Genomic DNA, 14,465 nt, shown 5'->3' on the forward strand with positions numbered 1-14,465 from the left:
GGCCGAGAATATCCCTGCATCGCTGGTGCTCGCGGGCGGTGGGAGCGTACATTTCAACGCATGATGAATAACGCGGTGATCGTCGGTGGTGGTCCGGCCGGGATGGTGCTCGGCCTGCTGCTCGCCCGGGCGGGCGTGGAGGTCACCGTGCTGGAGAAGCACGCGGACTTCCTGCGCGATTTCCGCGGCGACACCGTGCACCCCTCCACCCTCGAGCTGCTCGACGAGCTGGGTCTGGGCGAGCGGTTCGACGCCCTGCCCCAGCGTCGGATCTCGTCGGTGAACGCGGTGCTCGACGGGGGCACGCTCCGGATCGGGGACTTCGGCCTGCTGCGCTCCCCGCGGCCCTACGTCGCACTCGTCCCGCAGTGGGACTTCCTCGACCTGCTGGCCGAGGCCGCCGCCGCGGAGCCGACCTTCACCCTGATCCGCAACGCGGAGGTCACCGGGCTGGTGCGCTCGGGGGACCGCGTGACCGGGGTGCGGTGGACGGATCGGTCGACCGGCGCGGAGCACACGCTGGAGGCCGCGCTGACGGTCGGGTGCGACGGGCGGCGGTCCGTGGTCCGGGCGGCGGCCGGGCTGCGCGGGCGGGCGTTCGGGGTCCCGCTCGACGTCGAATGGTTCCGGCTGCCCCGGGAGGCGGACGACCCCGTGGGCGGGCTCGGCCGGTTCACCCGCGGCCAGTTCGCCGTGATGATCGACCGCGGGGACTACTGGCAGTGCGGGTACCTGGTCCGCAAGGGCGGCGACGGCCCGCTGCGGGCGCTCGGCATCGACGCGCTACGCCGCAGGCTCGCCCGTCTGATCCCGTTCACCGCGGACCGCGTGGGCGCCCTGCGGTCCTGGGAGGACGTCTCGATGCTCGACGTCCGCATCGACCGCCTCCGCCGCTGGTTCCGCCCGGGCCTGCTGCTGATCGGCGACGCCGCGCACGCGATGTCCCCGGTGGGCGGGGTGGGCATCAACCTGGCGGTCGCGGACGCCGTGGCGGCGGCCCGGCACGTCGCGCCCGCCCTCCGCGTCGGGTCGGCCTCGTCCGTGCCGCTCGCGCGTGTGCAGGCTCGGCGGTGGCTGCCCGCCGCGGTCATCCAGACCGTGCAGCGGGCCGCCCACCACGTGCTCCTGTCCCGGTCGCTGCGCATCGACCCGGACGCGGCCCTCCCCGAGCGGACGGAGCTGCCCGCGCCGGTGCGGTTCGTGCAGCGCCACCCGCGCCTGCAGATCGTCCCGGCGAGGCTCTTCGGCCTCGGCCTGCTCCAGGAGCACGCCCCCGCCTGGGCCCGCCGCGCCCCCGCAGTCGACGGTGGTGTGATCGTCGGGTCCACATCCTGAGATGACTTGCCGGCAGTCGGTGGGGCGCCTCGAAGATGGAGGAGCACCGCGGCACATCGGCGTGCCGCAGGCCCGAGTCCCGGGAGGAACCGTGCCAGTCAGCTTGACCGTCCTGTACCACCACCCCGCCGACGCGGCGGCGTTCGACAAGCACTACACCGAGGTGCACGCGCCGCTCGCGGCCAAGATGCCGGACCTGCAGTCCTACACGGTCGTCCGGCCCGGGCCCGGCCCGGACGGGTCCGCGCCCGCCTACCACCTCGTGGCGACGCTGACCTGGCCGTCGCCGGAGGCGATGCAGAGCTCGATGGCCGGCCCGGAAGGCCAGGCGGGCAACGCCGATCTCGCGAACTTCGCGCAGGCCGGGACCACGTTCCTCATCGGCGGCGTCGAGCAGGTCGTCTGAGGATCCGCGCCTTCGGCGCCCGTGCGTGGTAAGTGGTGCCAGAGCACCACTTACCACGCACGGGCGCCGGAGGCGCTAGTTCGCCGCGGCGGTGTCCCGGCTCGACACCAGGGCCGCGAGCCGGTCGCCGATGGCCTGGGTGTGGCCGGTCGCGCTGTGGTCGCGCGTCGCGAGGTCGAAGGCCACCGCGGCCTCGATGCGCCGCGCGGACTCCTGCTGGCCGACGTGGTCCAGCAGCAGGGCGACGGACAGCACCGCCGCCGTCGGGTCCGCGATGCCCTGGCCCGCGATGTCCGGCGCCGAGCCGTGGACCGGCTCGAACATCGACGGGTTGCGGCCGGAGGCGTCGATGTTGCCGCTGGCCGCGAGCCCGATGCCACCGGTGACGGCCGCCGCGAGGTCGGTGAGGATGTCGCCGAACAGGTTGTCGGTGACGATGACGTCGAACCGGCCCGGGTCCGTGACCAGGTGGATCGTCGTGGCGTCGACGTGCTGGTAGGCCACCGAGACGTCCGGGTGCTCGAGCGAGACCTCCTCCACGATCCGGGACCAGAGGGCCCCGGCGAAGGTCAGCACGTTGGTCTTGTGCACCAGGGTCAGGTGCTTGCGGGGGCGGCGCTCGGCGCGGGCGAACGCGTCCCGCACCACCCGCTCGACGCCGAACGCGGTGTTCTGGCTGACCTCGGTCGCGATCTCGTGCGGGGTGTCCTTGCGGAGCAGGCCGCCGGTGCCGACGTACGGGCCCTCGGTCCCCTCGCGCACCACGACCAGGTCGATCTCGGCGTTGCCCGAGAGCGGGCCGCGCACGCCGGGGTACAGCCGCGCCGGGCGCAGGTTCACGTGGTGGTCGAGCTCGAACCGCAGGCGCAGCAGCAGGCCGCGCTCGAGGATGCCGCTGGGGACCGACGGGTCGCCGACGGCACCGAGCAGGATGGCGTCGTGCTGCTGGAGCTCGGTCAGGACCGTCTCGGGCAGCAGCTCGCCGGTGGAGTGCCACCGGGCCGCGCCGAGGTCGTACGTCGTGGTCTCCACGTCGGGGGTCACCTCGGTCAAGACCTTGAGGGCCTCGTCGATGACCTCCGGTCCGATGCCGTCGCCGGGAATGACCGCAAGACGCATGCTGCTCGACTGTCCTCTCTGATCCGGCCGCACTCGTCGCGGCCGTGGGGGCGATCGCACGCTACTAGCCGGAACCGCCGCCGAACGCCACCGTCCACCCCATCGGGGTCACCCGGGACGGTGAACTCGTGCCACCCGGCCCGCCGGCACCCGACCGACACACCCCCGAGTGGGTGTGATTGTGCGCCCCGGCACCGACACGCCCGACGGCGGGGTCCCCCACGGTCGCGGCCCACTCACCCGTTCGGGTCAGGCAGGACCGCCGCTCGGGTGCCCTCCCCGTTCTGCGGGACCACTACCAGCAGCGCTCCGCCGGGGTCCGGGAGGCGGGTGCCCGCGTCGGCGGGGGTCAGCAACGGAGCGTCTCCGGCGGGGACCCAGGGCGCGAGATCGACCACGTCGACCGGTGCGGTGGGCTCGCCCCCCGGCGTCGTGACGTCCACCGGCCCGTAGTCGCCCTCGACCCTGACCTGCATGGACAGCGGTCTCCCCGGCGCGGCGCCGAGCACGGACAGCCGCACCGGCAGGACCCAGGTGTCGGTGTCGAAGACCCGGGAGTCGACGTCCCCCGGGAGCCCGTTGACCGGGAGGGTGTCCAGCTCGCGGCCCTCGGCGTCGACCACCCGAGCGACCAGCACGTCGGTCTCGGGGACCTTCACCAGCCCGACGGCGCGGTCGACGACCCCGTCGCCGTCCACGTCGAACCCGACGGTCGGGACGGTCGTGGCGCCGACGTCCGGCAGGGTGCCCCACATGGACACGGCGATGCCGATCGTGTCGCCCGCCCGAGCGGCGCCCACCCAGCGGACGTCCCCGCCCCGGCCGGTCTCCCCCGTGACGCACCCGAGCGCCCGGCCCGGCGCGCAGGCCGGCAGCTCGGGGCTGCTCGCGAGCAGGGAGAACACACCCGCCCGGGACCGGTAGGCCTCGCTGCCGCTCCCCTGGTCCAGGCCCGCGCCGCCCAGCACGATCCCGTCGCCGCCGCGCTGCGCCGTGAGTGTCGAGACCGGTCTCGGGGCCGAGGTGACCGGGACGCGCACCTCGCGGCCGCCCGCGGTGAGCACGATCCGGCCGGACGCGTCCGCGACGTACTGCCGGGGTCGTCCGTGCTGGACCGGGCTCATCGTGGGGTCGAGGGTGTGTCGCAGCGCGTCGGCCTGCGCGGTGAGGGTGACCGTCAGCGCGCCGGGCACGCCCGGCGCCACGGTGATCGACACCCCGGGCACCGTCGTGATCGGCTCGTACCGGGCGGCGGAGACCGGCCCGCTGACCTGGATCGTCCGGGTCCGGGTCACGGTCTGCCCGGCGGGCACCTCGACGACCCCGAACCCGACGCCGACGGCCGCCCCGTCGCCCGCCAGGACCGGTGGGTCGAGGGCGGCCCTCGCGTCCACCCGCCCACCACCGACCCGCATCGGCGCCTGGAGCCCGCTGGGCGCGGTGGCGGCTCGGACGTCCGCGGCCGTGGTGACGATCGCCGTCTTGACCTGCGTCGGCGTCCAGTCGGGGTGGGCCTCGCGGACCAGCGCCGCGACGCCGGCGACGAACGGCCCGGCCATGGACGTGCCGGTCTCGCTGATCCGGCCCGAGCCGGTGCCCGCGGCGGCCGACACGATCGTCTCGCCGGGCGCGGCCACGTCCGGCTTCACCCCGGGGCCGCGGGTGCCCCGCGCGGAGCTCTCGCTGACGGTGTCGGCGATCCCGGGGACCCGGGTCGCCACGGTGCCCGCGAGGGTGCCGTCGAGGTGCACCCGGACCGGGCCCGCGCCGCGCAGGACGGCGGTCGAGGGGCCGTCGAGCTGGAACATCGGGATCGTGGCGTTGCCGGCGATCCGGGCGCCGCCCTGGTCACCGTCGGTGGCGAGCAGGACGCCGACCGCCCCCGCGGCCTGGGCGTTGTCCGCGCGCACGGCCGAGCCGCAGGCCCGTTCCGCGGGCCACTCCAGCAGGGCGATCGCGCCCCGCACTCCGTCGAACGGGGCGCAGCCCTCCCCGCCGACGGCCACGACCGGCGCCGTGACGTCGAGGGTCCCCGTGAAGTCGACGCCGTACTGGCCGGTCAGCTGCGGCCCGCCCACGATCTGCGCCGCGTCGAGGAGCACGCCCGCGTCCCGGACGCTCGCCACGGCGATCGCGCCGGGTGCGGTCGCCGGCGCGCCGACGGCGTCGGTCACGTCGCCGCCGTTCCCCGCGGCGGCGACCACGGTGACCCCGGCGTCGACCAGGCGTGCGACGAAGTCGTTCACCGGGTCGTCGGCGGGCGCGAAGTCCGTGCCGAGGGAGAGGTTGACGACGTCCAGCCGGTCGGTGAGGTCGCCGTCGCCGTCGGGGTCCAGGGCCCGGTCGAGGGCCTGCGGCAGGAGCGCGGTCGCACCCGCGCAGCCGAAGACGCGGATCGCGTAGAGCCGGGCCTGCGGCGCGGCGCCGGGCCCGATCCGCATCGCGTCGAGGCTCTCGGGGCCCAGCGCGGAGTAGTCGCCGGTGAAGGTGCTGCCGTCCGCGTTCACGCCGTAGCCCGCGGCGCTCCCGGCGACGTGGGTGCCGTGGCCCTCGCAGTCGAGCGGGTCGTCGTCGGGGCGCGGGACGGTGCGGGACGGGTCGGTGCTCGCCGAGTCGTAGTCGTCGCCCGCGAGATCGACGCCGCCGACGACCTTCGCCGTCGGGAACGTCCGGGGCCCGCGGAAGGCCTCGACGGTGCCGGGTCCGCCGAAGTCCGCGTGCGTGTAGTCGATGCCCGTGTCGACGATCCCGATCCGGACGCCCGCGCCGAGCCTGCCGGTGTCCTGCCAGGTCCGCATGGTCCCGGCGAGCTGGGCGGCCGAGGCGTTGCTCGGGCGGGCGTCGCTGATCCGGCGGACCGAGCGCACCCCCGGGAGCGCGGCGATCCGGGCGGCCGCGGCGGGGTCTGCGCGGACCGCGACGCCGGGCACGGCGTTGTGGGTGCGGTAGAGCTCGCGCTCGCCCTCGGCGCCGCGCAGCTGGTCCAGCACCGCGTCGGCGTGGGCGTCGACGCGGGCGCGGGTGCCCTCGACCATCCGACGGGCGGCGTCCTCGCCCCGGGGCAGCGCGGCCCGCCAGTCCGCCTCCGCGGCGCTGTCGTCGAACTCGACGAACACGGCGCTCGGCGCGGTGCTGGGCGCGGTGACAGGCGCGGTGACAGGCGCCGCTTCCGCGGGTGGCGCGACGACGACCACCGCCAGCACCGCCGCGACGACCACCATCACCCTGCGCCACGGCACCCGCGTTCCCCTCCCACCGATCGGTGAGCGAAACGTAGATCAGCACAGGCAGGGTGACGCCGAGTCACACCCGATCCGCTGACCCCCGCCCGTGAGCGGCGATCGTCGCTCGAGCGACGATCGCCGCTCACGACGGGGTGATGGCCCGGGCCGAGCAGGCCCTCCCCCCGTCGGGAGAAGAGCCGCGCGCTCAGTCGTCGAAGCTGATCATCCGGGTGGTGCTCGCGCCGACGGAGGCGCCGATCGGCTCGAGCACGCCCGGGTCGATCGCCCGGTCCACGCGCAGCAGCATGATCGCGTCCGCGCCGTCCGTGGTCTGGCTGATCTGCGCGGCCTCGATGTTCACCGCGGCCTCGCCCAGCAGCGAGCCGACCCGGCCCATGACGCCGGGGCGGTCCGCGTACTCCAGGAGCAGGACCTCCCCCTCGGCGCGCAGGTCGAAGTGGCGGCCGTTGACCTCGACGAGCTTCTCGACCTGCGCGCGGCCGGTGAGCGTGCCGGAGACGGTGATCGCCTCGCCGTCCGGCATGGCGGCGCGCAGCTGCACGACGGAGCGGTGGTTCTCCGACTCCGGGGCGGTGGTCAGCTCGACCGAGACGCCGCGCTCGGCGGCCAGCGCCGGGACGTTGACGAAGGTCACCTGGTCCTCGACGACGTGGTGGAACACGCCGCGCAGGGCCGCGAGGGACAGCACCGAGACGTCCTCCGACGCGAGCTCACCCGCGACGTCCACCGTGACGGAGGTGGGCACCCGACCCGCGACGGCGTGCAGCACGGTGCCCAGCTTCTGCACCAGCGGCAGCCACGGCCGGACCTCCTCGCCGACGGCGCCGTTGATCTGCACGTTCACCGCGTCCGGCACGAACTCGCCCGCCAGGGCGAGCTGCACCGAGCGCGCGACGTCCGTGCCCGCGCGGTCCTGCGCCTCGGTCGTCGAGGCGCCGAGGTGCGGGGTGACGGTGATGTTCTCCAGCTCGAACAGCGGGCTCGAGGTGGTGGGCTCGGTGACGTAGACGTCCACGCCCGCGCCGCCGACGTGCCCCGACCGCACGGCCTCGGCCAGCGCGTCCTCGTCGATCAGGCCGCCGCGGGCCGCGTTGACGATGATCACGCCCGGCTTGGTGAGCGCGAGCTGGTCCTTGCCGATGAGGCCGAGGGTCTCGGGGGTCTTCGGCAGGTGGATGGTGATGAAGTCCGCGGTCGCGAGGAGGTCCTCGAGGCTGAGCAGCTCGATGCCCAGCTGCGCGGCCCGGGCCGGGGCGACGTAGGGGTCGTAGGCGACGAGCCGGACGTCGAACGCGCCGAGGCGCTGCGCGACCAGCTGGCCGATCTTGCCCAGGCCCACCACGCCGACGGTCTTGCCCTGCAGCTCCACGCCGCCGTACTGCGAGCGCTTCCACTGCCCCTGGCGCAGCGAGGCGTCCGCCGCCGGGATGTGCCGGGCGGTGGCCAGCAGCAGCGCGACCGCGTGCTCGGCGGCCGACACGATGTTCGAGGTGGGGGCGTTGACGACCATGACGCCGCGGGCCGTGGCGGCCGGGACGTCCACGTTGTCGAGGCCGACGCCGGCGCGGGCCACCACCTTCAGGCGGGTCGAGGCGGCGAACACCTCCGCGTCGACCTTGGTGGCCGAGCGGACCAGCAGCGCGTCCGCGTCCGCCACCGCCTCGAGCAGGGCGGGTCGGTCGGTGCCGTCCACGTGCCGGATCTCGACCTCGGATCCCAACAGCTCCACGGCGGAGGGCGCGAGCTTCTCCGCGAGCAGGACGACGGGACGGGTGGCGGCTGCGCTACTCACGATGCTCCACAGGTGGGCGGACGGGTCACCAGGAGTCTAGGAGGCCCCGCCGACGGTTCTCGCCCCGAGGTGGCGCACCCGATACCACGCGGCGGTCACGCGTGGGTGAACTGTGCCGAATCGGACATGAGCCCGGCCAGGAGCTCGAAGCTGCGGAACCACCCGGCCCGGTCGACGACGGGGCAGGCGACGATCAGCTCGTCCACCCCGACCCGCTGGGCGAAGTCCTCCAGCCAGGTCTCCACGGTGTCCGGCGTGCCGACCGCGGTGTACTTCATCATCCCGAGGATCTGGCGGCCGGACGGCGTGCTCAGCACGGCCTCCGCCTCCTCGTCGGTCAGCCGGTGGCCACCGCGGGAGAGGAAGAGCTTGACCCGGCTCAGCTGCGCCCGGTGCTGCCGCTCGGCGGCCTCCTCCGCGGAGTCCGCGGCGATGACGTTGACCCCCGCCAGCACCCGCGGCGCGGCGAGGTGGGCCGACGGCCGGAACTCGGAGCGGTAGGTCTGCACGGCGGCCTCGAGCTGGTCGGGCGCGAAGTGCGAGGCGAACGCGTAGGGCAGACCGAGGATCGCGGCCACCTGGGCGCCGTAGAGCGACGACCCGAGGATGAACAGCGGGACCCGGGTGCCCCGGCCCGGGTAGGCGTCGACCCCCTCGATCAGGGACTGGCCGTCGAGGAAGGCCTGCAGCTCCTGGACGTCCTGGGGGAAGGTCTCCGACGCCCGCGGGTCCCGGCGCAGCGCGCGGAAGGTGTTCTGGTCGGTGCCCGGCGCCCGGCCCAGCCCCAGCTCGATGCGGCCGGGGAAGAGCTCGGCCAGGGTGCCGAACTGCTCGGCGATCTGCAGCGGCGAGTGGTTGGGCAGCATGACCCCGCCCGCGCCGAGCGTGATCGTCGAGGTCTGCGAGGCGACGTGCCCGATCATGACGCTCGTCGCCGACGAGGCGATGGAGCGCATGTTGTGGTGCTCGGCGTACCAGATGCGCCGGAAGCCCCAGCGCTCCGCGCGCTGCGCCAGCTCCACGCTGGCCTGCAGGCCCTCGCGCACCGACTCGCCCTCCGCGACGGTCGCCAGGTCGAGGATGGACAGCGGGGGCAGGGACACGACGGGCACCTTCCGATCGGGATCACTCCCCCGTGCCAACACGCCCGCGCCCCGATCTCTTCCGCACACACGAACGGCGCCCCCGGGATCCGGGAGCGCCGCCGGTGGTCGTGAGTGGCGATGGTCGCTCTGGCGACCATCGCCGCTCACAGGGTCACTTGGCCTTCTCACCCACCCAGCTCATCAGGCCGCGGAGCTTCTCGCCGACGACCTCGATCGGGTGCTCCGACCCCTCCTTCTGCAGGCGGGTGTAGTTCGGGCGGCCTGCCTCGTCCTCGGCGACCCACTCCTGCGCGAAGCGGCCGTCCTGGATCTCGGCGAGGATCCGCTTCATCTCCTCCTTGGTCGCGGCGTTGACCACGCGCGGACCACGGGTGAGGTCGCCGTACTCGGCGGTGTCGGAGATGGAGAAGCGCTCGTTGGCGATGCCGCCCTCGTACATGAGGTCGACGATCAGCTTGAGCTCGTGCAGGCACTCGAAGTACGCGATCTCCGGGGCGTAGCCCGCCTCGGTGAGCACCTCGAAGCCGGTCTGGACCAGCGCCGCCGCACCGCCGCAGAGGACGGCCTGCTCGCCGAACAGGTCGGTCTCGGTCTCCTCCTTGAAGGTGGTCTCGATGACGCCCGCACGGGCGCCGCCGATCCCGGCCGCGTAGGAGAGCGCGATGGACTTGGCGTTGCCCGAGGAGTCCTGCTCGACGGCGATCAGGGCCGGCACGCCCTTGCCGTCGACGTACTGGCGGCGGACCAGGTGGCCCGGGCCCTTCGGCGCGATCATGATCACGTCGACGTCCGCGGGGGCCTTGATCAGGTCGTAGCGGATGTTGAAGCCGTGGCCGAACGCGAGCACGTCGCCCGAGTTCAGGTTGGGCGCGATGTCGTCCGCGTAGATGAAGCGCTGCTTGGTGTCCGGCGCCAGGATCATGATCAGGTCGGCCCAGGCCGACGCCTCGGCCGGGGTGAGGACCTCGAGACCCTCGTCGGTGGCCTTCTGGCGGCTCTTCGAACCCTCGGGCAGACCGATCTTCACCTCGACGCCGGAGTCACGCAGCGAGAGCGCGTGCGCGTGGCCCTGCGAGCCGTAGCCGATCACGGCGACCCTGCGGCCCTGGATGATCGACAGGTCGGCGTCGTCGTCGTAGTAGATGTTGACACTCATGACGGGTGGTGGATCCTCTCGAAGGGGGTCTGGCGAAAGTAGTAGTGCCGATGGTCGGACCCTGACAAGCAGGTCCTCAGCGGGCCGACGCGGCGGTGATGGACCGGGGTCCGCGGCCGACGGCCACCATCCCGGAGTGCACCAGCTCGCGGATCCCGTACGGCTCGAGCATCCGGAGCAGGGCGTTCAGCTTGTCCATCGTGCCCGTCGCCTCGATGGTGAGCGCCTCGGGGGCGACGTCCACCACCTTCGCGCGGAACAGCTGCACGGTCTCCAGGACCTGGCTGCGCACGCCGGCGTCGGCGCGCACCTTGACGAGCATCAGCTCGCGCTGCACGGAGGCGGCGGGCTCCAGCTCGACGATCTTGATGACGTTGATCAGCTTGTTCAGCTGCTTCGTGACCTGCTCGAGGGGGAAGTCCTCGACGGACACGACGATCGTCATCCGGGAGACCCCGGGGGTCTCGGTCTGCCCGACGGCGAGCGAGATGATGTTGAACCCGCGCCGGGAGAACAGGCCGGACACCCGGGCCAGGACGCCCGGCTTGTCCTCGACCAGCACCGACAGGGTGTGGGTCTCACTCACCGGACTCCTCCAGGGCCTGGGCGGTGACGTCGGCGATCTCGTCGACTCCCGCGGCCAGCTCGTCGCCCTCGAACAGCGGCCGGACGGCGCGGGCGGACATGATCTCGTCGTTGCCGGTGCCCGCGGCGACCATCGGCCAGACCTGGGCGTCCGCGCCGACGGTGAAGTCGATGACCACGGGCTGGTCGTTGATCTCCATGGCCTGCCGGATGACCGCGTCGACGTCGTCCTTCGACTCGGCCCGCAGCCCCACGCACCCCATCGCCTCGGCGAGGAGCTTGAAGTCCGGGATGCGGTGCTTGTGGGTGCCGAGGTCGGTGTTGGAGTAGCGCTGGTCGTAGAACAGCGTCTGCCACTGCCGGACCATGCCCAGGTTGCCGTTGTTGATCACGGCGACCTTGATCGGGATGCCCTCGATCGCGCAGGTCGCGAGCTCCTGGTTGGTCATCTGGAAGCAGCCGTCGCCGTCGATGGCCCACACGACCTTGTCCGGCACGCCCGCCTTGGCGCCCATGGCGGCGGGGACCGCGTAGCCCATGGTGCCCGCGCCGCCGGAGTTCAGCCAGGTCCGCGGGTTCTCGTACTTCACGAACTGGGCGGCCCACATCTGGTGCTGCCCGACGCCCGCGGTGTAGACCGCGTCCGGGCCTGCGATCGCGCCGATCCGCTCGATGACGTACTGCGGCGACAGCGAGCCGTCGTCCGGCCAGTCGTAGCCGAGCGGGAAGGTCGTGCGCCAGCCGTCGAGCTGGGCCCACCAGGCGCCGAGGTCGGTGAGCTGCTCGCCGCGCACGGCGTCGGTCAGCTCGACGATGATCTCCTTGGCGTCCCCCACGATCGGGACGTCCGCGCGCCGGTTCTTGCTGATCTCGGCGGGGTCGATGTCCGCGTGGACGATCTTCGCGTCCGGCGCGAACGTGGCGAGCTGGCCGGTGACCCGGTCGTCGAAGCGCGCACCCAGGGCGATCAGCAGGTCGGACTTCTGCATCGCCCCGACCGCGGCCACCGTGCCGTGCATGCCGGGCATGCCGACGTGCTGGCGGTGGCTGTCCGGGAACGCGCCGCGCGCCATCAGGGTGGTGACGACGGGGATGTTCGTGAGCTCGGCGAGCTCGAGCAGCTCGGCGTGGGCCTCCGCCTTGATCACGCCGCCGCCGACGTAGAGCACCGGCTTGCGCGCGGCCGCGATCAGCTTCGCGGCCTCGCGGATCTGCTTGCTGTGCGGACGGGTGGTGGGGCGGTAGCCCGGCAGCCTCAGCTCCGGCGGCCACGAGAACGTGGTCTGGGCCTGCTGCACGTCCTTGGGGATGTCCACCAGGACCGGGCCGGGTCGGCCCGTCGACGCCAGGTGGAAGGCCTCGGCGATCGCCCGCGGGATCTCCGCCGGGTCGGTCACCAGCATGTTGTGCTTGGTCACCGGCATGGTGATGCCGGTGATGTCGGCCTCCTGGAACGCGTCCGTGCCGATGAGCGGCCTGGCCACCTGCCCGGTGATGGCGACGACCGGGACGGAGTCCATGTGGGCGTCCGCCAGCGGGGTGATCAGGTTGGTCGCGCCCGGCCCGGAGGTGGCCATGCAGACCCCGACCTTGCCGGTGGCCTGCGCGTAGCCGGTGGCGGCGTGCCCGCCGCCCTGCTCGTGCCGGACGAGGACGTGCCGGACCGACGTCGAGTCGAGCAGCGGGTCGTAGGTCGGCAGGATCGTCCCGCCCGGGATGCCGAAGACGACCTCGCAGCCGATGGACTCGAGTGACCGGACGATGGACTGGGCGCCGGTGACCTGCTCCGGCCCGGATCGCGGGCCGGGGACGACGGAGGCGGGCTCGTGGCGCACCTCGCCGGTCTTGTCGGGTCGATGCTGGTCGGCGCGCTGCTGGTCGGGTCGCTGCCCCGGGACGCCGGTCGGGCGTCCCGCGGGCACTCCGGTACGTCCCGGCGGCGGTGCCGGTTTCGGTCCCGGGGTGCCGGGACGGGGAGTCGCGGTGGTCATCTCTGCCTCACTACTGAGCCGAACATCATGGGTGCCGGACATGAAAAAACCCCCGTCGCCTGGGCCAGGCGGAACGAGGGTGGCGCGTCGGGTCCGAGTACTCGAAAGGTCCTCCTCAGACGGTGACGCGCCTGAAAAGTACGAGAATTCGGAGGTCGGACATGGCGAGGACGCTAGCACGCCGCGGGCGCGGGGCGTCAACCGGCTGGGACACCCCGTCCCGGATCGTGGGAGGCGGGGTCAGAACGGGACCTCCGTCGCCAGCAGGCCGGTGCCGCGTTCGCGCAGGCTGAGGGCCCGACAGAACTCCACGGCGTCCAGCTCGAGGGGCTCCCCACCGCCGCCGAACTCCCAGCGGCCGCCCGCCGGGCCGGTGAGCACGAGGGTGCAGGGCGCGCCGTGCCTGCCCGCCCACTCGGTCACGACGTCGGCCACGAGGACGCCGTCGTGGGCGGCGGTCAGGACGGGTTCGCGGCCGGTCGCCCGCGCGATGTCGACGCGGTGCATCCAGGAGTCCCGGGTGAGGATCGTGTCCAGCAGGAAGCCCATCGTCCAAGGCTCCCGCGCCCCGCCCGGCAGCTCGACCCCGCCGACCGGCATCGCCCGCAGGGCCGCGGGCCTGCGCCGCCTGCCTGCCGCCGCGCGCGGACCGGCCGCGGCGTAGCGCTCGACGATCTCCGCGGGCGCCATCCCGCCGCGCCGCGCGACCTGGCGGGCCGTCATGTGGTCGGTGCTGTTGCCGCCCGCCCGGTGCTGCGCCCACAGGGACAGGGCGAACTCGCCGGCGAAGCGCGGCAGCGACGCCCCGCACTCGGCCATGCCGAGCATGTGGCTCGCCATGTCCCGCACGTCCCAGCCGGGACAGTCGGTGGGCCGGGCCCAGTCGTCGGACCCGAGCCCGCCGAACAGGTCGAGGCCGCGGGCGTACTCGGCGGCGGCGAGGTCCATCGCGGTCTCGTGGTCCAGGGCGGCCCGGCGAGCGGAGGTCGGGGCGGGGGCGGTCATGGCAGCTCCTCGGGTGGTGGGGCGGGCGGGTCCTCGGGTGGTGGGGCGGGCGGGTCCTCGGGTCGTGCGGTGGGCGGGTCCTCGGTTGGGCGGGGCAGGGCGAGGTCGTCCGCCAGCAGGTCGACCATCCGGCCGAGCAACCGGACGTAGCGGTCGCCGCCGGGGTCGTTGGACCACTGGGCGGCCACGATCCCGCCGAGGGCGGCGACGAACAGGTCCACGTCGGCGTCGGACACGGCGGGCCCGAGCGCGCGGAACCGGGCGACGGTCCGCTCCATCGCCCGCAGCGAGGGCGCGTAGCTCTCCGGGCTCGGGGCGAAGTCCGGCAGCACGCGTTGGTCCATGAGCTGGTGGCGGACGAGGTCGGCGGTGGCGAAGCCGACATAGAACCGGGCGATCGCGTGCAGCGCCGCGCGCGGGTCGGCGGGCAGCTCCACGGCCTCGAAGGCCTCGGCGAACTCCTGCCACGCCTGCCCGAACATCGCGTCGTACAGCGCGTTCTTGGAGGCGAAATGCGTGTACAGCGACGGCGCGCGCATGCCGACGCCGTCGGCGACCGCCCGCAGGGTGAGCCCGCCCAGACCGTCCCGGCGGGCCACCTCCCAGGCGACGGCGAGGATCTCGCCGCGGGCCGACGCCCGCCGCCGATCCTGCCAAGTTTCTCCTAACACGATTCGGAACTATGGCCGTGATCAGCGATGACGTCCAGTCTCGCCGCTCGAACG

At 73.6% G+C, this 14,465-nt stretch carries 11 protein-coding genes; 2 read left to right on the plus strand and 9 right to left on the minus strand.

Translation table 11 applies throughout. The features are described 5' to 3' along the window. Window positions 1-60 precede the first annotated feature (60 nt). Together BLS43_RS10755 and BLS43_RS10760 are read left to right on the plus strand one after the other, a co-directional pair. On the plus strand, window positions 61-1,335 hold the full coding sequence (locus tag BLS43_RS10755) for an FAD-dependent oxidoreductase (RefSeq protein ID WP_093081615.1): 1,275 nt from the start codon (window positions 61-63) through the stop codon (window positions 1,333-1,335). Window positions 1,336-1,426: 91 nt separating this feature from the next. Next, window positions 1,427-1,741, plus strand: coding sequence for an EthD family reductase (locus BLS43_RS10760; protein ID WP_218129780.1), 315 nt, complete (start codon window positions 1,427-1,429; stop codon window positions 1,739-1,741). A 75-nt stretch (window positions 1,742-1,816) separates the two neighbouring features. Here the strand turns inward: BLS43_RS10760 and BLS43_RS10765 are convergent, their stop codons facing one another. The 9 genes from BLS43_RS10765 to BLS43_RS10805 form a co-directional block, all read right to left on the minus strand. After that, on the minus strand, window positions 1,817-2,860 hold the full coding sequence (locus BLS43_RS10765) for a 3-isopropylmalate dehydrogenase (protein WP_093081625.1): 1,044 nt from the start codon (window positions 2,858-2,860) through the stop codon (window positions 1,817-1,819). A gap of 236 nt (window positions 2,861-3,096) precedes the next feature. Next, window positions 3,097-6,099: a S8 family peptidase gene (locus tag BLS43_RS10770; RefSeq protein WP_143030004.1), complete on the minus strand. Its 3,003-nt coding sequence runs from the start codon at window positions 6,097-6,099 to the stop codon at window positions 3,097-3,099. A gap of 190 nt (window positions 6,100-6,289) precedes the next feature. After that, entirely contained in the window at window positions 6,290-7,897 is a 1,608-nt protein-coding gene (gene serA / locus BLS43_RS10775; protein WP_093081633.1) for a phosphoglycerate dehydrogenase, read from the minus strand. Window positions 7,898-7,992: 95 nt separating this feature from the next. Further along, on the minus strand, window positions 7,993-9,000 hold the full coding sequence (locus BLS43_RS10780; protein WP_093082564.1) for an LLM class flavin-dependent oxidoreductase: 1,008 nt from the start codon (window positions 8,998-9,000) through the stop codon (window positions 7,993-7,995). 154 nt (window positions 9,001-9,154) lie between these two features. After that, a complete protein-coding gene (gene ilvC, locus BLS43_RS10785; RefSeq protein WP_093081638.1) occupies window positions 9,155-10,159 on the minus strand; it encodes a ketol-acid reductoisomerase in 1,005 nt (334 codons plus the stop codon). Window positions 10,160-10,235: 76 nt separating this feature from the next. Continuing rightward, a complete protein-coding gene (gene ilvN / locus BLS43_RS10790; protein ID WP_093081642.1) occupies window positions 10,236-10,745 on the minus strand; it encodes an acetolactate synthase small subunit in 510 nt (169 codons plus the stop codon). Further along, window positions 10,738-12,735 carry an acetolactate synthase large subunit gene (locus BLS43_RS10795; RefSeq protein WP_245707421.1) on the minus strand — a complete coding sequence of 666 codons (1,998 nt, stop codon included), beginning with the start codon at window positions 12,733-12,735 and terminating at the stop codon, window positions 10,738-10,740. Before BLS43_RS10795 ends, ilvN begins: the two co-directional genes overlap by 8 nt. Before the next feature lie 240 nt (window positions 12,736-12,975). Then, window positions 12,976-13,740 carry a maleylpyruvate isomerase family mycothiol-dependent enzyme gene (locus BLS43_RS10800; protein ID WP_218129781.1) on the minus strand — a complete coding sequence of 255 codons (765 nt, stop codon included), beginning with the start codon at window positions 13,738-13,740 and terminating at the stop codon, window positions 12,976-12,978. Next, window positions 13,737-14,411 carry a TetR/AcrR family transcriptional regulator gene (locus BLS43_RS10805; RefSeq protein ID WP_143030005.1) on the minus strand — a complete coding sequence of 225 codons (675 nt, stop codon included), beginning with the start codon at window positions 14,409-14,411 and terminating at the stop codon, window positions 13,737-13,739. Before BLS43_RS10805 ends, BLS43_RS10800 begins: the two co-directional genes overlap by 4 nt. Between the last annotated feature and the right edge of the window lie 54 nt (window positions 14,412-14,465).

It is taken from the genome of Pseudonocardia oroxyli (assembly GCF_900102195.1).
In the GTDB taxonomy this organism is placed as follows: Bacteria; Actinomycetota; Actinomycetes; order Mycobacteriales; family Pseudonocardiaceae; genus Pseudonocardia; species Pseudonocardia oroxyli.